This is a genomic window from Streptomyces sp. NPDC090088, from assembly GCF_044747345.1.
Lineage (GTDB): Bacteria > Actinomycetota > Actinomycetes > Streptomycetales > Streptomycetaceae > Streptomyces.
The window spans coordinates 381770-403565 of record NZ_JBIVDZ010000005.1; the positions used below are offsets into that span (position 1 = coordinate 381770).

General features: G+C 71.3%; 15 protein-coding genes. 9 read left to right on the forward strand and 6 right to left on the reverse strand.

Annotated elements, in window-relative coordinates; genetic code table 11:
• Positions 1–20 precede the first annotated feature (20 nt).
• The 4 genes from ACIPSJ_RS25685 to ACIPSJ_RS25700 all read left to right on the forward strand — a co-directional run bounded on the left by ACIPSJ_RS25685 (position 21) and on the right by ACIPSJ_RS25700 (position 5430).
• Positions 21–674, forward strand: coding sequence for a response regulator transcription factor (locus ACIPSJ_RS25685; RefSeq protein WP_365691744.1), 654 nt, complete (start codon positions 21–23; stop codon positions 672–674).
• Positions 665–1933 (forward strand): sensor histidine kinase, encoded by a 1269-nt coding sequence (locus ACIPSJ_RS25690; RefSeq protein ID WP_401349310.1) that lies wholly within the window; start codon positions 665–667, stop codon positions 1931–1933. The genes ACIPSJ_RS25685 and ACIPSJ_RS25690 overlap by 10 nt, the downstream gene beginning before the upstream one ends.
• 38 nt (positions 1934–1971) lie before the next feature.
• Positions 1972–3243 (forward strand): hypothetical protein, encoded by a 1272-nt coding sequence (locus ACIPSJ_RS25695; protein WP_401349312.1) that lies wholly within the window; start codon positions 1972–1974, stop codon positions 3241–3243.
• Positions 3244–3786: 543 nt separating this feature from the next.
• On the forward strand, positions 3787–5430 hold the full coding sequence (locus ACIPSJ_RS25700) for a hypothetical protein (protein WP_401350100.1): 1644 nt from the start codon (positions 3787–3789) through the stop codon (positions 5428–5430).
• Positions 5431–5591: 161 nt separating this feature from the next.
• Here the strand turns inward: ACIPSJ_RS25700 and ACIPSJ_RS25705 are convergent, their stop codons facing one another.
• The 3 genes from ACIPSJ_RS25705 to ACIPSJ_RS25715 form a co-directional block, all read right to left on the reverse strand.
• Positions 5592–7598 carry a SpoIIE family protein phosphatase gene (locus tag ACIPSJ_RS25705; RefSeq protein ID WP_401349314.1) on the reverse strand — a complete coding sequence of 669 codons (2007 nt, stop codon included), beginning with the start codon at positions 7596–7598 and terminating at the stop codon, positions 5592–5594.
• A 162-nt stretch (positions 7599–7760) separates the two neighbouring features.
• On the reverse strand, positions 7761–8414 hold the full coding sequence (locus ACIPSJ_RS25710; RefSeq protein ID WP_359219961.1) for a response regulator transcription factor: 654 nt from the start codon (positions 8412–8414) through the stop codon (positions 7761–7763).
• Complete coding sequence (locus tag ACIPSJ_RS25715) at positions 8411–9634, reverse strand: sensor histidine kinase (protein WP_401349316.1); 1224 nt, start codon at positions 9632–9634, stop codon at positions 8411–8413. The genes ACIPSJ_RS25710 and ACIPSJ_RS25715 overlap by 4 nt, the downstream gene beginning before the upstream one ends.
• A gap of 195 nt (positions 9635–9829) precedes the next feature.
• Between ACIPSJ_RS25715 and ACIPSJ_RS25720 the strand changes: the two genes are divergently transcribed.
• Positions 9830–10630 carry a hypothetical protein gene (locus tag ACIPSJ_RS25720; RefSeq protein WP_401349318.1) on the forward strand — a complete coding sequence of 267 codons (801 nt, stop codon included), beginning with the start codon at positions 9830–9832 and terminating at the stop codon, positions 10628–10630.
• A gap of 479 nt (positions 10631–11109) precedes the next feature.
• Complete coding sequence (locus ACIPSJ_RS25725) at positions 11110–12828, forward strand: carboxylesterase/lipase family protein (protein ID WP_401349319.1); 1719 nt, start codon at positions 11110–11112, stop codon at positions 12826–12828.
• Between the two features lie 28 nt (positions 12829–12856).
• On the opposite strand, the gene ACIPSJ_RS25730 is transcribed toward ACIPSJ_RS25725, so the two are convergent.
• Positions 12857–13666, reverse strand: coding sequence for a leucine-rich repeat domain-containing protein (locus ACIPSJ_RS25730; RefSeq protein WP_401349322.1), 810 nt, complete (start codon positions 13664–13666; stop codon positions 12857–12859).
• 156 nt (positions 13667–13822) lie between these two features.
• On the opposite strand from ACIPSJ_RS25730, the gene ACIPSJ_RS25735 reads away from it, so the two are divergent.
• Positions 13823–14356: a hypothetical protein gene (locus ACIPSJ_RS25735; protein WP_401349323.1), complete on the forward strand. Its 534-nt coding sequence runs from the start codon at positions 13823–13825 to the stop codon at positions 14354–14356.
• 90 nt (positions 14357–14446) lie between these two features.
• Here the strand turns inward: ACIPSJ_RS25735 and ACIPSJ_RS25740 are convergent, their stop codons facing one another.
• Complete coding sequence (locus ACIPSJ_RS25740; protein WP_401349325.1) at positions 14447–17197, reverse strand: pectinesterase family protein; 2751 nt, start codon at positions 17195–17197, stop codon at positions 14447–14449.
• Positions 17198–17412: 215 nt separating this feature from the next.
• Here ACIPSJ_RS25740 and ACIPSJ_RS25745 point away from each other — a divergent pair, with 215 nt between their 5' ends.
• Positions 17413–19614, forward strand: a complete 2202-nt coding sequence (locus ACIPSJ_RS25745; protein WP_401349327.1) for a sigma-70 family RNA polymerase sigma factor — start codon at positions 17413–17415, stop codon at positions 19612–19614.
• A gap of 96 nt (positions 19615–19710) precedes the next feature.
• On the opposite strand, the gene ACIPSJ_RS25750 is transcribed toward ACIPSJ_RS25745, so the two are convergent.
• Positions 19711–20619, reverse strand: a complete 909-nt coding sequence (locus ACIPSJ_RS25750; protein ID WP_401349329.1) for a LysR family transcriptional regulator — start codon at positions 20617–20619, stop codon at positions 19711–19713.
• A gap of 127 nt (positions 20620–20746) precedes the next feature.
• On the opposite strand from ACIPSJ_RS25750, the gene ACIPSJ_RS25755 reads away from it, so the two are divergent.
• The gene (locus tag ACIPSJ_RS25755) at positions 20747–21637 is read left to right on the forward strand and encodes an SDR family oxidoreductase (RefSeq protein ID WP_359219979.1); all 891 of its coding nucleotides are present in this window, start codon (positions 20747–20749) and stop codon (positions 21635–21637) included.
• Positions 21638–21796: the final 159 nt, after the last annotated feature.

The window sequence follows — 21796 nt, forward strand, 5'->3', positions numbered from 1 at the left end:
GGAGTACCTAGGGTCAGCCTGTGGCTTTTATTGTGGTTTGTGAGGATGACGCGGCGGTCCGTGACGTCCTCAAGCGCGCACTCGAGCACGACGGTCACAGGGTCGCGGTCGCTTCCACGGCGGACGGCCTGCTGCGACAGCTCGAGCCGGTCCCGCACCTGGTCGTCCTCGATCTGGGGCTCCCGGACGCCGACGGCCGCGATGTCTGCCTGGCGCTGCGGGCACGGGGCGTCGACGCCCCGGTGCTGATGCTCACCGCTCTGGACGGCATGCATCACAAGGTGGGTGGCTTCGAGGCGGGAGCCGACGACTACATGACGAAACCGTTCGACATCCCGGAGTTGCTGGTGAGGGTCCGCGCCCTGCTGCGCAGAACGACCGCGACGACCCCGCCGAGGGGCGTCGTCCTCGATCCGGCGAAACATGTCGTGATCCACGGTTCGACGAGCGAGAGCCTGACCCCGACCGAGTTCCGGCTGCTGGGCAGACTCATCGCCTCCCAGGGCGACGCGGTACGCCGCCATGCCCTCGTCGCCGCCGGTTGGCCCCATGGCGCGCAGGTCAGCGACAACACCCTCGACTCCTTCGTCCGCCGGCTGCGGACCAAACTCGGTGCGCTGGGCGTGGCCGATCGCCTGGCGACGGTCCGTGGGGTGGGCTACCGATGGGAGTGACGGGTTTCCGCGGGAGGGTCGTCGCCCTCGCGGTCCTGATCGCGACAGCGGTCGTCGCCGTGCTGGTGGTGGTCTCCCACGTGCTGCTGAGCCAGGTGACCGAGTCCGACGCGAACGCGCTGGCGCGTTCACGCGCGGAGGCGGTGGCGGCCAACGTGACCCTGCGCAATGGCCACGTCGTGCTGGTCGAGAGCGGCAACGAAGCGCTGGACACGGTCTCGTGGGTGTATGCCGACGGACACCTCGTCGACGGGATCGTGCCGGGCGGTGTTCTCGACCGGGTCGACGCGCTCGTCGGCTCAGGGCGGTCCCAGACCGTCACGGTCGGCAGTGACCTTCTGTACGCCCGGCCGATCCTGCTCGAAGGCCATCACGTCATGGCGGTCGTGAGGGTGGATCTGACGCCCTACGAGACGTCGGAGCAGCGCAGCCTGACCATGTCCCTGATGCTGGGCGGCATCTCGATCCTGCTCGCGGGCGTGGTCGCACACCTCGTGGTGGGCCGTGCGTTGCGGGTGGTCCACGAAATGGCCGCGCTCGCGGACGACTGGGGCGATCACGAACCGGGGCGCCGATTCGACCTCGGTGTTCCCCGCGACGAGTTCGGGGAACTCGGGCGGACTCTCGATCGCCTGCTCGACCGCGTGAACAACGCGCTCGCGGACGAGCGCCGGCTCACCGATGAGATCGCCCACGAGCTGCGGACCCCCCTGACGGCCCTGCGGGGCGAGGCGCAGCTGGCGCAACTCGCCGGTCACCCCCTGGCGCCGGCGTTCGTCCTGACCGAGGTCGACCGTCTGAACGCGGCCGTCACGACGATTCTGAGTTCCGCCCGGACCCGGATCGGGGGTGGTACCCGCTGCGATCTCAGAGCGGCGGCACGGCAGGCGATCGCCGGCCGCTCCGTCGAACTCGCCGTCCCGGCCGACGTCGACGTCGCCGTGGCGGCCGAACTCGTCGTGGCCGTGTTGTCACCCCTGCTGGAGAACGGCCTGCGGCATGCGAGTTCACGCGTCTGGATCACGGCGCGCGTGCAGCCCGAAAGGGTCGTGATCGATGTCCTCGACGACGGCCCGGGGTTCGATCCGGCGGAGGTCGACCGGGTCTTCGAGGCGGGCGTGACCAGCGGCGACGGCCACGGGCTGGGGCTGGCCGTGGTGCGGCGTCTCGCCGCGTCCGCGGGAGTGGCGGTCCGTGCGGTCGCGGACGGTCACGGGCGCGTGGAGGTGACCTTCCCCACCCCGGAGGCGATCACGTAGTCAGGTTGTGTGCAGGTTGGCCGAGCCAACCTCGTCGCATGACAACGACGAGCGAGGCACGCACGCGCAGCGGGCGGCTCCTGCTGAACAAGGTTCCCGAGGTCACCGTCTGGTTCTGGGTGATCAAGATCCTGTGCACGACGGTCGGTGAGAGCTTCGCCGACTGGATCAACATGAAGCTGGGCGTCGGTCTGGTGAACACCGCCTGGATCTTCACCGCGGTGTTCGTGGTGGTCCTGGCCGTCCAGCTGCGGCTGAAGCGGTACGTCCCGTTCCCGTACTGGCTGACCGTGGTCGTGGTCAGCGTCACGGGCACGCTGTACACCGACATCCTGACCGACCAGCTCAGCGTGCCCCTGTGGATCAGCTCCGCCGTGTTCTCGGTCCTGCTCGCCGTGGTCTTCGGTATGTGGTGGCTGCGCGAGCGCACCCTCTCGATCCACTCGGTCACGACGCTGTCGCGTGAGTCGTTCTACTGGCTCACCGTCCTCGTCACCTTCGCGCTCGGCACCGCGACCGGCGACTGGACCCTGGAGCTCACCGGCTGGAGCCCGGGAGTCTCGGTCCTGCTGCCGCTCGGCCTCATCGCGGCGATCATGCTGCTGTGGAGGTTCGGCGCGAACCCGATGCTGTCCTTCTGGCTCGCCTACATCCTGACCCGCCCGCTGGGCGCCAACATCGGCGACTGGCTCGGCTCCCCCAAGGTCGCTCAGCCGGGCGAGCCGACCGGCCTCGCGCTGGGCACCTTCACCACCAGTCTGATCTTCCTCGGCCTGATCCTGGCGACCGTCATCTACCTGACGGTGACGCGCCCCGACGTGACCGAGACCTACGAGGCCACGCACACCCCGCAGATCAGCGTCAACCCGCGCCGGGAGCGCACCGCACTGGCGGGCTTCGCGCTCATCGCCGTCGCCACCGGGAGCCTGCTGGTCTGGGCGCACAACCAGCCGCACGTCGGCCCGGCGCCGGAGACCGACGCCACCTCCACCGTTCATCTCGCCCCTGGCCAGGCCGTGAAGAAGTTCCCGCCCGCGAAGGTCTCCGCGCTCAAGGCACTCGCGTCGACCTCGCTCAAGGACGCGCGAGCGGGGAACGAGACCGGGGCCCACGCGGCCGCCCAGTCACTGCGGGACCTCTGGGACGCCGACCAGGCCTCGTTGCAGCCACTGGACAACACCGGCTGGACGTTCCTCGACGCCCAGATGGACCAGGTCCTCAAGACCTTCGGCATCGACCACCCGAACGCGCCGATGCCGTCCGCACAGCAGCAGGCCGAACTCGGCACCCTCCTCACGGACATGGGCTGAACGACCCGACCGGCGGCGCCTCTCCCGAGGCCGCCGCCGATCACGTTCGCCCTCGGCACCGCCGCCGGCGACCTGGTCCGCGAGCGGATGGACTTCGGCCACTGGCTGTCCGCGGTGCTCTTCGGCCTGGTCGGCGGCGCCCCGCAAGCACGTCACGAAGCCGCGGCGATCAGCCCGCCACGCGCAGGCGCAGGTAAGAACTCACGCCCCGATGCGGGGCATTTCAAGCGAACCGCTTACCGACTACATCCTTGTAGACGTCAGGTGAACGGCAGATGATCGAACAGGGGCGTCCACTCGTCCCTGCCCTGCCTGGTGGATGTGTGCATCCCTTGCCGGGGCGGCCGGACGGACCTCCGGCCCGGCGGGATCCCACCCTCCGAACCCAGCCGCAGAGGAGAGCAGTCCTTGGCCGTCATCCATCGTGGTGGAACGGGCGTCGAGACCCGCCGTCGTACGGCGACGCACCCTGTGGCACCGCCCCCGCACGCGGCCCCCACCCCCGGTGTCCCCGACGCCGGGCCCCAGCAGTGGCACCGGGGCATGACACTCGTGGCCACGATCAGCCTGTTCATCGGCACCCGCGCCGCCTGGACCACCGCGATGGCGTCGAGCCCGCCGGTGGCCGCCGTCATCTCCGTCTGCTACGCCTCGATCCTGGTCTGTGCCGTCCTCAGCCTTCTCGTGCGTGGCTCACGGTCGCTGATCCGGGTCGACGCGCTGGTACTGGTCACCGCTGTCACCCTGGTGAGCTGCGGTTATCTGCTCGACCACGCCGGCACCGACGAAGGCGTGCTGACCGCCCAGGCCGCGCGCGAGATCCTGCACGGGCACCGCGTCTACGGTCAGCCGTGGCCCTGGCTGTTCAGCACGCCCCGCGCCGGGATCACCAAGACCATGTCCGGCGGCGCCGACTACACCTACGGCTATCCGCCGCTGACCGCCCTGCTCGCCGCACCGGTGTACGCCGTCCTCCACTCCACGGCGGCCGCCACCCTGGTTCCCACCGTGGCGCTCCTCGCCTCCACGGTCCTGCTGTGGGTCCTGCTGCCGGCGCCCTGGCGGTCCGCGGCCACGGCCGTCTGCCTGGGGTTCGGCATCCTGCCCCATTACGCCTACTCCGGCTATCCGGCGATCACGGCTCTGGCCCTCCTCGTCCCCGTGGTGGTCCGCTGGCCGAGCACGGGTGCGGGCGGCCGCCTCGGAGCACGGGGCGTACTGCGGGCGGCGTGTCTGGGCGCCGCCTGCGCCGCTCAACAACTCGCCTGGTTCCTCGCGCCGTTCCTCCTGATCGGCCTCTACGCGGTCCGCCGTGGCGAACTCGGCCCCCGACGGGCGCTGGCGGTCACCACCCGCTACGCGGCCGCGGCCGCTCTCGCCTGGTCCGTGGTCAACGCCTACTTCGCGGCCCAGGGCTTCTCGGCCTGGCTGAACGGAATCCTGCTGCCTCTGGAGCAGAAGGCGATCCTGCACGGCCAGGGAATGATGGGCATCTCCTACTACTTCACCGCGGGCAGCAGCCGCCTCGACTACTACTCCTACGGCAGCCAGTTGCTCCTGCTCGGTCTGCTCGCGGCCACACTCCTGTTCGTCCGGCGGCTGGGTCCCGCTCTCACGGTCCTGCCCTGGATCGCGTTCTATCTGGCCACGCGCTCCCAGGACGGCTACTTCCTGATGATGACCCCGCTGTGGCTGGCGGCCGCCGCCACCGTCCCGGCCGCCGCGTTCGCCCATGCCTGGCAGCCGCGCCCGCCCCGTCTCACCGGCCGCCGCGCGAAGGCGATGGTCGCGGCCCTCGCCCTCACCCCCGCCCTCGCGTGCGTCGTGATCGCCGCCGCGAGCCCACCGCCGCTGCGCATGAGCCTCTCCCCGCACTTCGCCAGGCACGGGGCACGTGTCGGGGTCACGGGCATCGAAGTCCGGGCCGTCAACACCACCGGTACGGCGCTCCAGCCGCACTTCGCGAGCCGTACCGGCCAGGGCGCCTCCAACTGGTGGACGATCGCCTCGGGCCCCGCGGTGCTGGCCCCGCACACCGCTGCCGAGTACCGCGTGGAACCCGCGGGGGGTTTCCGCGCGATGCCCGGCGGCCATGGGCCCGGCACCTACCTCATCGCCGTCACCGGCACGCCCATGACGATCACCTCCGCCCACATCCCGAGAGCCACGTCCGGATCCGGCGCCTGACCCGAGCCCACTCGCCGCGAAGCCACAAGCCGCTCGGCCGTGCCGGTGAAACGCCGGAACGACGGGTTCCGAGAACCGGCTCGAAGGAAGCCGGCCGCCTCGAAACTCCTCGGCGTGCATCCGGCACCGACGTACTGCTGCGGGGACGACACCGCCTCAGGTCAGGAGGCCGCGGGCCGGACGCGGGTGAGTCTGGTCACGAACAGGGTCGCGTCGTCCTGCGAGTTGGCGGGGCGTACGGCCATCAGGGCGTCGCACACCTCGTCCAGGGGTGTCTCCGTGCTGTGGACCGCCCGGCGGAGCATGGCGATGCCCTGGTCGAGGTCGAAGAGCGCGCCGCGGTCCTCGATCATGCCGTCGGTGTAGAGGACCAGCAGGCTTCCGGACGGGACGGCGCGGTGGACGTTCTCGTAGGTGTGGTCGAGCCCCATGCCCACGGGCGGCCCGGGGTCCGCCGTCAAGGTGTCCGCTGATCCGTCCGGACGGATCAGCAGCGGTGGCGGATGGCCGGCGAGGGCCAGCCCGAGGTCTCCGGTCACTCCGTCGTACACCGCGCAGACGCAGGTGGCGGGGAGGTGGTTGTCCGCTCCGTCGTCCGGTCCGTGCAGTGCGTCCAGCCGGGTGAGGAGCTGACCGGGTTCCAGGCCGACGGCCAGCAGAGCGCGAGCCGATGAGCGGTATCGGCCCATGGCCGCGGCTGCCCCCAGTCCGTGTCCCATCACGTCGCCGACGGTCATCCCCACGCGTCCTCCGGGGAGTTGCACGACGTCGTACCAGTCGCCGCCGGCCAGAGTCCCGTTCTGCGCGGGGAGATGGCGGTGCGCCGACCTGGCCCAGGGGATCCCGGGCAGGCGGGCGGGCAGCAGCTGGCGTTGGAGGGTCAGTGTGGCCAGCCTCTCCCTGCGGTAGAGCAGGGCGTTGTCGACGGCCATGGCGGTGCGGGCGGCGATCTCGCGCAGGGTGAGCACGTCGTCGGGGTCGAAGTCTCCGGGGCCGGAGAAGGTGATCGCCCCCAGAACGTGTCCGGCGGCCAGGAGCGGTACGCAGACTCCGCGGTGCGGCTGGTCCCCGGCCGCGTCGACGTGGAAGGTGACGACCTCGGCCGTGCGGACGCACTCGCTGACAGGGGGCGACGCCGCACGGGCCCGCGGCAGATCCCCTTCCGGATGGGCGGGACCGTCCGCCGCGGACGCGCTGAGCCGGTGGATCCCCGGTGGGGCGGACGTGTCCGGGGCCGGTCGCACCGCGCTCGCGAGGAGATCCACGGTGACGGTGCGGGCGAACGCCGGGGTGCAGGCCGCCGACAGCTTCGACGCGACGCTCGTCAGCTTCAGTTCCTGGCTGAGACCGGCGCTGATCCGGTTGAGCAGTTCCAGGCGGCGCCGGCTTCGCGCGGTGTCCAACAACTCCGCTCTCGTGCCGCCCAGGTCGTGCACCACACCGGCCTGGCCCAGGACGCGTCCGTCGGCGCTCCGGAGCGGGAAGAGGGTTCCCACCGCCGCGTACGGGGTCCCGTCGGGTCTGATCGCGGCCACGTGCAGGTTCTTGATCGTCTCGCCGCCGTCGGTGACCCGGCGGAGCATGCCCTCGTACGCCTGTGGGTCGGGAAGATCGAGGACGTCCAGGATGCGGCGGCCCAGGTGCGCGGCGATGGGCAGTCCGTTGAGGTCGGCGAGGGCGCCGTTGATGAAGCGGTAGCGCAGGTCGGTGTCGAGAACGGCCAGGCCGACCGGTGAGGAGTGCAGGAGAAGGTCGACCGACGAGGGGTCGCACCAGTGGAGCGGCTGGGAGTGGTGGCAGGCCACGGCGATCAGACCGGTACCGGCGGCGAGCGGCACGGGAAGGGCACGCCACCGGACACTGCGGCAGGTGCCGTCGTGGCAGCGCAACCAGTCCGTGCGGACCCCACCGCCGGCCCGGACCAGCTCGGTCACGAGCGCCCGGCCGTCAACGTCAGGGCGGTCGGCGAGTACGGAGAGGTCGCGGCCGACGACCTCGGAGGGCGGGTGGCCGGTGAGCGCCCGCGCCTCGGAACTCCACAGGCAGATACGGCCCTCGGGATCGATGACGGTGACGGCCGGGCCCGCGTCGAGTGCGGTCGGGGCCTGCCCGTGCGGCTGGGCGCCGGACGCCCCCTGCGGGTCGTCCGGAATCGGCGTGTGCGCCACCTGCGTCCCCCGGCACAAGATGTTCCCCTCCTACGCCGACGGCACGTCCCGGCCCTTTTCGGCGCCCGCTCAGGCTAGGCGCCCCGCCGCCGCTTCTCCTGCCGAAGGCGGTCCGCGCCACTCGGTGGAGTGACGGGCGGCACTCCCGGACGTCCCGCTGTCTCAGGGCCTGAGCCGGTGTTCGTAGGAGAAGATCACGACCTGTACCCGGTCCCTGAGCTGCAGTTTGGCGAGGATCCGCGTGATGTGCGTCTTGACCGTGGCCTCGGTCAGGCGCAGCCGGTCGGCGATCTCGGCGTTGGTCAGTCCGGAGGCGATCAGGTGGAACACCTCCTGCTCGCGGGCGGTGAGCTGGGCGAAGCGCTTTCCGGCGTCCTCGTCGTGCGGCCAGGGCGCGATCCGCGCGAACTTGTCGACCAGGCCACGGGTCACGCGCGGGGTGAGGACGGCGTCGCCGCGGGCCACGGCCCGGATCGCGTCGCCGAGCACCGCGGGCAGGACGTCCTTGAGCAGGAACCCCGCGGCACCGGCGCGCAGGCCCTCGAAGGCGTAGTCGTCCATGTCGAACGTGGTCAGGATCAGCACCCGGGAGGAGGCCTGGTCGCAGATGAGGCGGGTGGCCTCGATCCCGTCCATCACGGGCATGCGCACGTCCATGAGGACCACGTCGGGGCGGTGCCTGCGGACTTCCTCGACCGCCTCGCGGCCGTCGGCGGCCTCGGCCACCACGGAGATGCCGGGCATGGTGTTCAGCAGGCTCCGGAAGGCCATGCGCACCAGCGCCTGGTCGTCGGCGAGCAGCACGGAGACGGTCATCCCTGTGCCTCCGGAAGCTCCCGGTCCGCGGAGACCCGCGTCCGGCTGCCGGACTCGCGCAGGCGCAGCCGCCCCGCCACGGACCAGCCGGCCGGTCCCGGCCCGGCCCTCACGTCGCCGTCGAACATCGCGACCCGTTCCCGCATTCCGGTCAGGCCGTTGCCGGCCGGCGCGGGGTGCGCCGGTGACCCGTCGTCGGTGATGCGGAAGCCGACCGTGTCGGCCGCGTAGCGCAGTTGCACGTCGACCCGGGAGGCGTCGCGTGCGTGCTTGACGACATTGGTCAGCGACTCCTGCACCACTCGGTAGAGGGTGGTCTGCGCCGCCGGTCCGAGGCTCTGCCGGACCGCAGGCGGTCCGGTCTCCTCCAGCCGGACGTCCAGTCCGGCGCGGCGGGTGTCCGCGAGCAACACCTCCAGCGCACGGAGGTCGGGCTGTGGAGCGAGGGCCACGCCCTCCTCGGTGCGGAGCATGCCCAGCAGGCGCCGCATCTGCGCCAGGGACTCCCGGCCGGCCGCGGCGCTGCGCAGCATCTGGTCGCGGGCGTCCTCCGCACTGGTGGCCGTGGTGGCCGCCGCCGCCTCCGAGAGGGCGATCACCACCACCAGCCCGTGGGCGACGATGTCGTGCATCTCGCGGGCGATCCGGGAGCGTTCGGCGGCCGTGGCGAGTTGCTCGCGCTGGGCGCGCTCGCGCTGGAGCCGTTGCGCCTGGTCCTCCAGGGAGGCGAGATACCGGCGCTGCGCGCGCATGGTCGTCCCCAGGAAGAAGACGGCCGCCGCGAGGCCGGTCAGGATGATGATCCCGTCGTTGACACTGCCCCGCGGAGCCACCTCCATGGCCACCAGCACCACCCCGAGCTCGGTGGCGGCGGCGGACGGCAGGGAGACGCGCAGTCCGCACCCGGCGGCGACGGTGTAGAGGGCCACCAGCACCGCGAAATCCGGTCCGGGCCCCACCCCGAGCGCCCAGCCCGCCATGGTGCCCGCCCAGCAGGCCCAGAACACGGCGACCGGCGCGCGGCGCCGCAGCAGCAGGATCCAGATCGTCGCCGCCGCGAGCGGCCAGTGGCTCGCGGGCGCGTGGTCGTACAGGAGCTGATGGACCGCGACCACGCTGCACGCGGCCGGCGGCAGGACGGCCGAGAGCGCCGCCGTCGCCACCCGGGGCCGCGGTATCCGGGGCCTGCTGACACGTTCGGGCCGGGCGTGGTCTTTCACAGCCCCGACCATACGGGCGGCGTGACCGGCCGGCATCAACCGAAGGTCGTACACATTCCGGGAAATGGCGACGATCGTCGGATCCGCCGCGGCCCCGGGCTTCCTACGGTGGTGCGCACGGTGCCGGAAGAAAGCCCGGTGGAATTTCCCGGGCGGATCGTCCGGTGCCGACGGACGAAAACAAGGAGCAATTACGTGACGACCATCCGTCCGCACCGGACACGACTCGACATCGCCGTCAAGGTTCCCGAGGTCACCCTGGTCTTCTGGGTGGCGAAACTGGCGACGACCGCGTTCGGCGAGGCATTCTCCGACTACGTTTTCTTCAATGACCGCATCGGCAGGGACGCGGCGATCCTCGGTGGCCTTGCTCTGCTCGCTGGCTGTCTCGCGGTACAACTGTCCATGCGGAAGTACTCGCCGCTCGCCTACTGGCTGACCGTCGTGGCCGTCAGTATTTTCGGGACCATGTCGGCGGACTTCCTGAACCAGGATCTCGGCATGCCGCTGTGGGGATCCACGGTGATGCTGCTGGTTCTCCAGGCCGGGGTCTTCGCCGCCTGGTGGCGCGGCCAGGGGACGCTGGACATGCACTCGATCGACAGCCGGGCCCGCGAGACCTTCTACTGGCTCACGGTGATCCTCACCTTCGCGCTCGGCACTGCGGCCGGTGACCTGGCCGCCGGACCACTGGGGCTGGGCACCCTGGCGTCCACGTTCGTCTTCCTCGGACTCATCCTGCTTCCCGCCCTGGCCTACCGCCGGTTCGCGCTGAACGAGGTCGTCGCGTTCTGGGTGGCCTACACCCTCACCCGTCCGCTGGGAGCGTCCTTCGCCGACTGGCTCGGCGTACCCGCGCCCTACGGTGACGGCCTCCAGCTGGGCACCGGTCCCATGAGCCTGGCCACCGGGGCCGTACTGCTCGTCGTGCTCGGCCTGGTGGTGAGGAGGTACCGGGTGACCACGCGGCACACCGGCCCCGGCTCCGAGAGCTGACCCGGCCGGCGCCACCGCGATCGACCCGTGGCCCCTGTCCCGTCAGGAGACTGATCGACCGTGCCCCCCCGACGACCCGGTGCCCGAGCCGGTGCCTTCGCCCTGCGCCGCAGCGCGCTACCTGGACGCAGACCGACGACGATCGCGTGCTGTTCCCGCATCAACCGAGCCAGGCGTATCTGCGCCGCACCACACCCGCGCTGACGGTGTGGACATCGGCGGCGGGTCATCTGCGAGCGCGCCGGGGAATGCCCGTCCACCGCCCCCTGGGACCACCCGCCCCGGTCCATGCCGCCGTCAGGCAAGGGTGTCAACCCGTCCATCACGCAATCTGAGGCTGCGTCATGGACGCTGTGAGTCCGCGCCGCGCTGTTGTGACAGCCACGCGGCGGGCCCAGCATGAGGCGATCATCCGCCGACCGGTCGGTACACGGATCGTGCGTCGGCGGGCCCCCTTTCCTCGTCGCCAGGGAGACCCCTTGAGTCCGCGAAATCCCTCTGCCCCGCACCATGACGGAACCTCGTTCGGCCGTCGCCGCTTCCTCGTCGGCACCGCGGCCTCCGCCGCCGGAGCAGCCCTCGTCGGCGGTGTGACGGCCGGCCCGGCGGAGGCTGCCGAGCGCGGTGGCGCCGATCGGCCGGTGGTCACGGAGTCGGGTCGGGTGACCGGTGTCCCAGCGGGCCTGCACGGGGTCACCGTCTACAAGGGCATCCCGTACGCGGCCTCCACCGCCGGTGAGAACCGCTGGCGCGCCCCGCGGCCGGCACCGTCCTGGAAAGGCGTCCGCAAGGCGGACACCTGGGGTGCGGCCTGCCCGCAGCCCGTCACGGGAATCCCCGCCGAGCAGGTCCCGTCCCTGAGCGAGGACTGCCTCAACCTCAACATCTGGACCGGCGCGACCCCTTCGCGTGAACGCCGCCCGGTCCTCGTCTGGATCTACGGCGGCCGGGCCAGCGCGATGTGGGCCTCGCAGCCGGTCTACGACGGTGCCAACCTGGCGGCCAAGGGCGCGGTCGTCGTCACCTTCAACCACCGGGTCGGAGCCTTCGGGAACCTTGCCCATCCCGGGCTGAGCGCCGAGTCGGGACACGGCGCCTCCGGGAACTGGGGCGTCCTGGACACCGTCGCGGTGCTCAAGTGGGTCCGGCGCAACATCGCCGCGTTCGGCGGCGATCCCGACCGGGTCACCATCGCCGGCTGGTCCCACGGCTCGTCGTTCGTCAACATCCTGATGATCTCCCGGCTCGCCCGAGGCCTCTACCACCGGGCTCTGCTGTCGTCGGGCGTGCAGTACACCAAGGACCCGGCGCTCGGTCATGTCGCGGGCGGCTACAGCACCTTGGCCGCCGCCGAGGCCAACGGCACCGCCTTCGCCGCCTACATGGGAGCCTCCGGCCCCGCCCGGCTGCGGGAGCTGTCCGCCGAGGAGATCGTCGCCAAGGTCTACGCGTCCGGAGCGCCGAGCGCCGGCACGAGCTTCGGCAACGTCCTGGACGGCTATGTCCTGCCGACGACGTACACCGGCGCGATGGAGTCGCGGTCCGAGACCGACGTGCCGGTCTACACCGGCAACAACAAGGACGAGAACGGCGCCTCCCCGACGCCCGCCATGACGGTCGCCCAGTTCCAGGCGTACGCGGCGAGCGCGTTCGGCGACCGGGCCGAGGAGTTCCTCGCCCTCTATCCCGCCGCCACCGACACCGAGGCGGCGGCCCGGTACAACGCCTACGCCCGGGACGAGGAGCGGGTCTCCACCTTCCTGTGGGGCACCCAGTTCAGGAAGACGGCCGGCAACCGCAGCCCCGTCCACACCTACTTCTGGAGCCACGTCCCGCCGGGCACGGACACCAGCAACCCGATCATGCCCGGCCAGGACGCCTCGACGGCCGGCGCCTACCACGGAGCCGACCTGTACTACCTGTTCGGCGGCCTCGACGGCACCGACCGCCCCTGGACGGCCGACGACCGGAGGATCGCCGACCTCACCTCCTCGTACGTGGTGAACTTCGCCGCCACCGGCAACCCGAACAGCCCCGCCCACAGCGGCCGTTCACTGCCGGCCTGGCCGGCCCTGCGGACGGGCCAGGCGCTGACGATGGAGATCGGAGACGGCTTCCGCCCGATCCCCGCCGCGGACAGCGAGGCGAAGCTCGCCTTCCTGAAGGGGTATCTGGAGTCACGGACCACGGCCTTCTGAGCGCGACCCGCGCCCCGCCACCGCCCGGTCAGAACCTGGGTGTCGTACTCGGCGGAGGCTGTTCGGCCGCCCCGCCCCGGTGCGGCGCGGGAACGTGGCCCCGCGCTCCCGGTGGCAGGGCGTCCAGGCACGCCTGGGAGCAGGCGTTGACCAGGAGCGGCAGGACGTCGGTCGCCACCACCCGGGAGAGCCACGCCTGGTGCGGGCCCGTCGCCGGGACCGGCCCGGTGCAGACACCGCAGGTGCGGGCCGCGGTCGTACCCCAGCGAGCAGGGGCCAGGCCGTCGAGGTCCAGGACCGTGTCGCCGGGCGGGAGGAGCCGCGGGAACGGCGGCCGGTACTTGTAGTTGCCGTAGATCGAGCGTGTGCTCACCGTGCTGTTCACCAGCCGGCCGCACCGCGTGATTTCGTACGGGAACCAGTGCAGCCGCCGCGAGGTGTACGGGCTGAACTCCTCCAGGCTCGTCATGTCGCCGATCTCCGGGGGTATCCGCACCAGGTTGCTCCCGTACAGCACAAGGGTCCGCACCGCCGTCAGCCGCCCGATCGACGCCGGGAGCGTCACGATCTGCCGCCGCTCCTCGGGACTCAGCTCCGTCAGCGGGCGGAACTCCTCCCGCCCGTCGGCCGCCGCCTCGTCGATCAGCTCCAGCAGCCGGAGCCAGCCCGGAGCGCTGGTGTCCTGGATGTCGGCGTGGAAGGTCGTCGTCGTGCCGGGCAGACTCACCCGGGCCTGGCTGAAGCAGTGGCAGCGGTCCTGCCGCGCCCCGGGCCGGGAGTCCACCGCCTCGGGAAAGCGATTCGGGAAGACCCGCGCGGGGAGCTGTTCGTCCGTCATGGCGCCACGATAGGGATGCGTGCCCGGTGCGGGCGATGGTGCAGCGGGCTACACCATCGACTCGGGAGGCCGCTCCCTGCCGGTGCCGGCCGGGCGACGGGATCGTATTCGGCAGAGAGTCCGACAGCACCGAGCCCCCGTCCCGGAGGAAATCCCATGGCGTCGAAGTCGCCGTTTGCCCGCCTGAAGTCGTTCGTCGCCGATCTGCTGCTCTGGTCGTTCTTCGTGGCGGGTCTCGCCACCAGCATGGGCGGGGCGGGTGCGTTCCTGGACGGTACGGAGAAGACCGCCGCGACGCTGGCCGGTGTCACCGTCTCGCTGGTCACGGGTTCCCGCATCGCGAAGAAGCCGAAGATCAAGGCGTTCCTGTCGACCCGGCCGGTGCTGTGGTTCCTGTTCCTGTTCAACGGCGGTGTCGCCGCGTTCTCCTACCTCACGGTGGACGGCGCCAAGGGCATCGCGACCGCCGTCGGCATGGGCCTGGTCTCGCTGGGAGCCGCGGGCGGCCTCGTCTCCAGTTACCGCGGCGGGGCTTCGCACGAGGAGCAGGACAACGTCATTCCGTTCCAGCAGCCCGGATACGACGACCAGTACCAGCAGACGGCGTACTCCGCTCCACTGCACCAGCCGCCGTACGACGCCCCGTACCCGTCGGCATACCGGCCGGCGGACGACACGCACTGGGCATGAGCCAAGGGCGCGGCGGCCGACACGCCGGGTGAACTCGGTACAGGGGGCCAGGACCTCGGTGAGGTCCTGGCCCCCTGCGGGGTCATGCGGTCACTTGACGGTGGACTTGCTCTGCAGCAGGTAGGCCGAGCCCGAAGCCGGCTTGACGGTGGTGGACTTCGTGCTCACCGTGGCGTTGCGGACGGTCAGGCCGGTCTTGGCGCTGATGGTGACCGAGGACAGGGTGATCCCGGTGATCGGCTGTTCCGGGAGGCCGACGATCGTGCCCGCCTCCCGCGCCCCGGTCGCGGTGACGCCGGAGACGGTGATGCCGTGGTAGTTCGGGGTGGTGCCGGTGATCGCCTGGGCGGCGTCGCCGTCCGCGGGGACCTTCGGGTAGTACTCGACGATCTGGACGGGCGTCGTCACGTCGGTCATCTTCAGGTTCCGGTAGGTGATGTCGTGGACGTCGCCGCCGCGGTCGCGCGCCGTCTTGATCCGGACGCCCGCGGTGGTGCCGCTGAGGGTGTTGTCGTGGATGTCGATGTCGTAGACACCGCCCGCCGTGTAGCTGCCGATGGACAGGCCGTGGCCGTGCAGGATCGTGCAGTTGCTCAGTGAGATGTCGTGGGCGGGCCCGCCGGACGGCGAGGAGTCGATGGCGATGTTGTCGTCGCCGTCGTCGATGGTGCTGTCGGTCACCGCGACGTCGGACGACGACCAGACGTCGATCCCGTCGGTGTTGGGGGAGTCCGAGGGCGAGGAGATGGTGATCCTGTCGACGGCGGCCTGGGTGACCTTCTTCAGCACGATGTGCACGTTGGGGGCGTTCTTGAGGGTGATGCCGTTGATCTTCAGGTTGGTGGCGTCGGTGACGGAGACCAGGGTCGGCCGGGCCGACAGGGTCGTCTTGCCGGCCGCCTTCTCGGCCTTGATCACGGCCCACCAGGGAGCGCCCTGGCCGTCGATGGTCCCCGCGCCGGTGACGGTGAGGTTCTTCGTGCCCGACGCGGACAGCAGCGGTGCGAGCTTCCCTGCCGTGACGGGGTAGTCGGCGGTGTCCCGCGAGGCCAGCAGGGTCGCCCCGGCGTCGATCCTGAAGGTGAGGTCGCTCGCCAGGTTCAGCGGACCCGAGAGGTACCTGCCGCTGGTCAGCTCCACCGTTCCCTTGCCCGCGCAGGCGTTGACCGCCTTCTGCAGGGCGGCCGTGTCCTTCGTCGTTCCGTCGGCCTTCGCACCGTAGGAGGTGGGCTTGCAGACCACGGCGGACGAGGTGGTCGAGGCCGTCGGCGTCGGCGTGCTGGTGGCGGCGGCCGTGACGGGGTTCCAGCCGTCGGAGCCCGCCAGGTACTTCGCCGGGGTGTAGTTCGCCGCCTGGGCCGCGCTCAGCTGCGCCCGGTTGGCGTTGGCCGTCGCACCCGCGCCCTTGTTGCCGTACTCGCTGAAACGGGCGGCCTTCCAGGTGGCGGTGCCCATGTCGCTCCAGGGCTGGGCCGTGTTGACGAAGGATCCGAGGGTGGACTCGCGGTAGAGCACCTGGGCGTCCTGCCGCCACGGGCGGCCGAGGCTGGTGGTGCCCGCGGCGCCGTCTCCGGTGATGTCCGACTTGTAGAAGAGGTACCCGTAGGTCTTGGCCGCCGGAGTGCTGGCCGCGGTGACGTAGCCGCCGTTGCCCAGGTGGTGGATCTCGTCCTGGTCGAAGACCGCGGTGCCGCCGCCGAAGACGAAGTCGACGTTGCCCTCCACGTACGACTTCCGGACATAGGCCCGCGCGTTGTTGTTGACCAGCAGGGTGTCCTGGTGGCCGAGGACCCGCACGTTCGTGAACACGGCCCGGTCGGCGTCGAGGTTCAGCGCCACCGCCTGGCTAGGGGCGGCCGCGTAGTCGTAGTCGTTGGAGATGGTCAGGTTCGACGCGGAGAAGTCGTGCCCGTACACGGCGGCGGTCGCGCTGTCGCCGGTTCCGTACGACGTTCCGTCCGACTTCTTCACACCGGCGGCGTGCCGCTCCACGAGCACGACGTCGGAGGCGGCGGCGCCGAGGCCCTTGAGCGTGACATAGGGCTTGGCGGCCGGGACGGTGAAGACGCCCCGGTAGGTGCCCTTCTTGACGGCGATGGTCACCGGCTTGGTGTTGTTCACCGGGACCTTGTCGATCGCCGCCTGGACGGTGGTGACGTCTCCGCTGCCGTCCGCGGCCACGGTGATGGTCGTACCCGAGGAAGCCGCCGTGCCCGACGAGCCCGCCGAGGACGCGGAACCCGTGCCGGCCGGGGTGCTGCCGACCGCCTTCAGCGACCACCGCTTGTTGCTGTTGGTGGTGCAGGTCTCCTGGACGACGGCGGCACCGGGCGCGGTGCTCGCCCCCGCGTCGCTGACGCACAGGCCGCTGCTGACGCCGACGATCTGGTACGTGTTGTCGCGGGCCGGCTTCACCGTCCACAACTGGTTGGCCTGGTCGGTCCCGCAGCCCCACTGCTGGAGGCGGACCCCGCTCGCCTTGGAGGCGTCGGGGACGTCGAGGCACAGCCCGCTGGCCACGGACTTGATGGTGAACCTGCCCGACCCGCGGTCGACCAGGGTCCACTGCTGGTTGCTCTGCGCTGCGGCGCAGCCCCACTGCTGGATCAGCGTGCCGGAGGCCGAACCGCCCCCGATGAGATCCATGCACAGGCCGCTCTTCGCGACCGCGAGGGTGTACGTGCCCGCCTTGGCGTCGGCCGTCTGCTCCCCGGAGCCCGCCGCCACGGTGGCCGCCGTCGCGACACCACCCACGACGATCAGGGTCGCCACGCCGGCCGGGGCCGCGATGCGCAACCGGGGCCGCTTGCTCCGGGCCCGCTTGCCGCGACTTTGGTACATGCCGTTCGGTTCCTTTCTCCGCTGTCACTACGGAGACGGACCGGCTCGGCAACCCATAACAAGGTTTCGCCCACGAATTTCACGAACGAGGTTCGGGACGTTTCGTGAACCAGGTTCGGCAGGCCGATCGGCGGTCCCCGGCCCGCACTTGGCGCGGTCGGGGGCCCGTGCCATCATGACCGCCTCCCCCCGAGTGATGACTCTGTGAGGATGTTTTGCGCAAGGCTTCAGGGCCGCCCACGGCGGTCGACACGGCCGCGCGGCTGTCTGGAACGGACCTGGTCAACGCCGCCCGATCCGGTGACACCCACGCACAGGCCGCACTGTTCGACGAGTACCTGCCGCTGATCTACAACGTGATCGGGCGCGGACTGCACGGGCATCCGGACGTGGACGACGCCGTCCAGGAGACCATGCTGCGCGCCCTGCGGGCGCTGCCCCGGCTGCGGGAGCCGGAGCGGTTCCGGTCGTGGATCGTGGCCATCGCGATCCGGCAGATCCACGACCACGGACGCCGGCGCAAGGCCGCGCTGGTCCGCCAGGCGCCCCTGACCGAAGCCGACGACCTCCCCGACGCCGGCGCCGACTTCGCCGAAGTCACCGTCGACCGGCAGACCTTGGCCGACGCGGGCGGCGAACTGCTGGAAGCCAGCCGCTGGCTCAGCGACGACCAGCGTCGCACCATGGCCCTGTGGTGGCAGGAAGCCGCCGGACAGCTGAGCCGCAAAGAGGTCGCCGAGGCGCTCGATCTGAGCGTTCCGCACACCGCCGTCCGCATCCAGCGGATGAAGGCCAGGCTCGAACTCGCCGTCCGGGTGCTCGCCGCGTGGCGGGCCCGCCCGCGCTGCCCCGGACTCGACTCGGCGACCGGCGGCGGTAGCGCCGCACCCGGAGCGGGAGCGCTCACCAGACTCGGCCGCCATGTGACGGACTGCCCGAGCTGCCAGGCGGCCGCCACCTGGGACTCGATCGACAACGTCCCCATCCGCCTCGGCGGGCTGGCCGTCCCGGCGGTCCTCGCCGCGGGGATCCCGGGCCTGGTCGCCCGGCACGGTGTGGCCTCCGGCCTGCTGTCCTCGCTGTGGCACGCTCTCCAGCACGGCGCGGGGCGACTGGTTCCCGCCAAGACCACCGCGGCCGTCGGCGCCACCGTGACCCTCGCCGCTGTCACTGGCCTCGCGATCCAGCAGTACGCGCCGTCCCCGCACCACACCACCCCGGCGACCCCCGGCACCTCCCCGACCGCGGTCGCGAGCGCCGCGCGCCTGCCGGGCCCCGCCCCCTCGGCCGCCGGCGAGACGCCCTCCGCCACGCCGGCCCACGCCTACTCCGGCCTGTCCACCGCCGACCACTACGTCGCCCCCGACGGCGACGACGCCAACCCGGGCACCCTCACCCGACCGTTTGCGACAGTGACCCATGCGGTCGCCGAAGCCAGGCCCGGCCAGACGGTGGCCGTCCGAGGCGGAACGTATCGCCCCGGCACCACGGTCGCCCTCAAGGCCTCCGGTACGGCGGACCACCGGATCGTCGTGAGCAACTACCGTGACGAGCGGCCCGTGTTCGACGGATCCAGACTCGCGTCGGGCACCTGGTTCCTCGTCCAGAGCGGCGCGTACGTCACGGTCCAGGGCATCGAGATCGTCCACGCCCCCGATGTCGCCTACGCCTGCGGCTCCTGCCACGACAACGCCTTCACGCGTCTCAGCGTCCACGACAACGGCCGGATCGGACTCCTGCTCCACGGCGCCGGGACCACCGGCAACACGGTCCTCGACAGCGACTTCTTCGCCAACCACGAGACCGGGTCCACCGGCGGGCGCGCCGACGGGCTGCTGTTCCAGGAGGGCTCCGGCACCGGCAACCGGATCCAGGGCTGCCGGGTGTACGACAACTCCGGTGACGGCCTCGACGTCAGCTCCTTCGTCGGCGCCGTCACGATCGACCGCACCTGGGCGTTCGGCAACGGCGTCAACCACTGGGGCACCGCGGACTTCGCCGCCGGCGGCAGCGGGTTCAAACTCGGCGGGGGCACGACCGCCCAGAGCGCCCAGACCGTCACGGACAGCGCGGCCTGGGACAACGCCGGCTTCGGGTTCACCGAGCTCGGCACCGCGGGCGCCCCCACGCTGACCCATGACACGGCCTACCGCAACGGGGCGGCCGGCTTCGCCTTCGTCCACATGGCCGCGACCCTGAAGGCAAACCTCGCGGTCGCGAACAAGCCGGACTCGTGGCTGGGCAGCGCGGCCAGCGCCAGCGGCAACTCCTGGGACCAGCAGGGATGGACGGCCGCGGATCTGCGCCTCACCGACACGGCCGCCACGACCGCCCCGCGCCGGGCCGACGGCAGCCTGCCGCGCACGCTGTTCCTGAGCAACACCCGCGACGCCTCGACAGGAGCCACGATGTCGTGAGCACCCTGGCCGCCACCGACCCGCGGGCGGCGGCCGGGGTCCTGTTCTCGGCGGTACGACAACGCCACGCAGTCGGGACTGGGAACGGGCGGGGAGTTACGAGGACGCCTCGGCGAGGACGTCGCGGACCGTGTCGCGCAGCCAGCGCTGGGCCGGGTCGTCGTCGAGGCGGGGGTGCCAGGTCATGTGGTAGCTCAACGGGGGGATCTCCTGGGGTGCCGGAAGGGTGCGCAGGGCGGGGTCGGACGCGTGCTCTGCGGCGATGCGGTGGGGGAGGGTGGCGATGAGGCGGGTGCCGGGCACGGCCAGGGGCGCCAAGGAGTGATAGGGCACGGTCAGTCCGGCCCGGCGCGGTGTGCGGAGCTGGACCAGGAGATCGTCGATCGCCGTCTGCCGGCCGCCGACGGTGGCGACGATCACGTGCGTGGAGTCGAGGTAGTCGTCCAGGGCGAGCCGCGACCGGTCGGCCAGCGGGTGGTCCCGCGACATGACGCACACGAACGGGTCGTCGAACAGGTGCTCGGTCCGCAGGCCCGGGACGGGTTTGGTGGTGGCGTAGAAGAGCAGGTCGACCAGGCCGCGTTCGATGTCGTCGAAGACCCCGTCGTGCCATCTGCCGAAGTGCAGGGTGGAGCGCGGGGAGTCCCTGAAGACGCGCTGGAAGAGGCCGGGGACGAAGACCGAGGCATAGTCGGTGCCGGCGATCCGGAAGGTCTCGGCCGCGTCGGCCGGGTCGAAGCGCTCCGGTGCGAACAGTGTCTCCAACCGCGGCAGGGCTGCGCCCAGTTGGCGCTGGATGCGTTCGGCGCGCGGGGTGAGCTGGTACCCGGCCGGCGTCCGGACCAGCAGTTCGTCGCCGAAGGTGTCCCGCAGCCGTTGCAGGGCCCTGCTCATCGCCGGCTGGCTCATCCCGGCCACCTCGGCCGCGTGGGAGACGTGCCGCTCCGCGAGCAGCGCGGCCAGCGGGCCGAGGAGGTTGAGGTCCACCCGTTCAATATGCGCCATACGCATACTCTAAATATCAAAGATTCATTAGACAAATAGTGGTGGGGCGGCGGAGGGTGAAACCGCCAGGGAGGCACCGCAGGGCACGAACAGGACCCTGTGCGCACCGACCAAGACAGGAGACCCCATGTCCACCGTCCTCATCACCGGCGCCGCCACCGGAATCGGGAACCTCACCGCCAAGGCGCTCGCCCGCGCCGGGCACCGCGTCTACGCGACGATGCGCGGCCCCGAGGGCCGCAACGCCCCGCGCGCCGGGGAACTGCGCGACTTCGCCGCCGCCCGGGGCGTGGACATCCGCGTCGTCGAACTCGACGTCACCTCACAGGAGTCGGCCGAAGCCGCCGTCGAAACGGTCATCGCCGAGAGCGGCGGCCTCGACGTGGTCGTTCACAACGCCGGTCACCTGGTGGTCGGTTACGTGGAGGCGTTCAGCGCCGAGGAGATCGCCCACCTCGTCGACGTGAACACCCTGGGCGTTCAGCGCCTCAACCGAGCCGTGCTGCCCCACCTGCGCGGCCGCGGCCGAGGCACCCTGCTCTACGTCGGCAGCACCACATCCGTCACCGCGCCCCCCTTCCTCGGCCCCTATGTCGTCTCCAAGGCGGCGATGGACTCGCTCGCCCTGGTCACCTCCTACGAGGTCTCCCAGTTCGGCATCGAGACCGTGATCGTCATGCCCGGACCCTTCACCGAGGGCACCGACCACTTCCCCAAGGCCGGCCGGGCCGCCGACACCGCCGTGGCCGAGGCGTACCGGGCCCTGGACCCGCTGGTCGACCGCAACGAGGAGGCCACCGCGAGCCTGTTCACGCCCGGCACCACGGCCGACCCCGTCGTCGTCGCCGAGGAGATCACCCGCATCCTGGACCTGCCGTACGGCGAGCGCCCCTTCCGCGCGGTGGTCGACCTGACCGAATCCGGCGTCGATCAGGCCAACGCCGTCGTCGCCGAGGCGCGGGAGGACTTCGTCCGCCGTATGGGTTTCGGCCAGGTCCTGGAGCTGCGCCGCGCCTGACCCCGAACCCTCGGCCCGCTTCGACAAGCGAGACCGCCCGACCGTGGCGAGCCGTGCGCCCTGTGACCAGGCCCGTCCTCCGTGGGACGGCAGGTGTTAACGTGACTGTGCGGCATGGGTCATTTTCCTTATTTGCACCCACTTGAGCAGAGTGTTCCT

Excerpts from the sequence above, each read along its gene's own strand:
- ACIPSJ_RS25690 (WP_401349310.1), top strand. The coding sequence starts at position 665 with ATGGGAGTGACGGGTTTCCGCGGGAGGGTCGTCGCCCTCGCGGTCCTG.
- ACIPSJ_RS25695 (WP_401349312.1), top strand. The coding sequence starts at position 1,972 with ATGACAACGACGAGCGAGGCACGCACGCGCAGCGGGCGGCTCCTGCTG.
- ACIPSJ_RS25700 (WP_401350100.1), top strand. The coding sequence starts at position 3,787 with ATGACACTCGTGGCCACGATCAGCCTGTTCATCGGCACCCGCGCCGCC.
- ACIPSJ_RS25710 (WP_359219961.1), bottom strand. The coding sequence starts at position 8,414 with ATGACCGTCTCCGTGCTGCTCGCCGACGACCAGGCGCTGGTGCGCATG.
- ACIPSJ_RS25730 (WP_401349322.1), bottom strand. The coding sequence starts at position 13,666 with ATGACGGACGAACAGCTCCCCGCGCGGGTCTTCCCGAATCGCTTTCCC.
- ACIPSJ_RS25735 (WP_401349323.1), top strand. The coding sequence starts at position 13,823 with ATGGCGTCGAAGTCGCCGTTTGCCCGCCTGAAGTCGTTCGTCGCCGAT.
- ACIPSJ_RS25740 (WP_401349325.1), bottom strand. The coding sequence starts at position 17,197 with ATGTACCAAAGTCGCGGCAAGCGGGCCCGGAGCAAGCGGCCCCGGTTG.
- ACIPSJ_RS25750 (WP_401349329.1), bottom strand. The coding sequence starts at position 20,619 with ATGGCGCATATTGAACGGGTGGACCTCAACCTCCTCGGCCCGCTGGCC.
- ACIPSJ_RS25755 (WP_359219979.1), top strand. The coding sequence starts at position 20,747 with ATGTCCACCGTCCTCATCACCGGCGCCGCCACCGGAATCGGGAACCTC.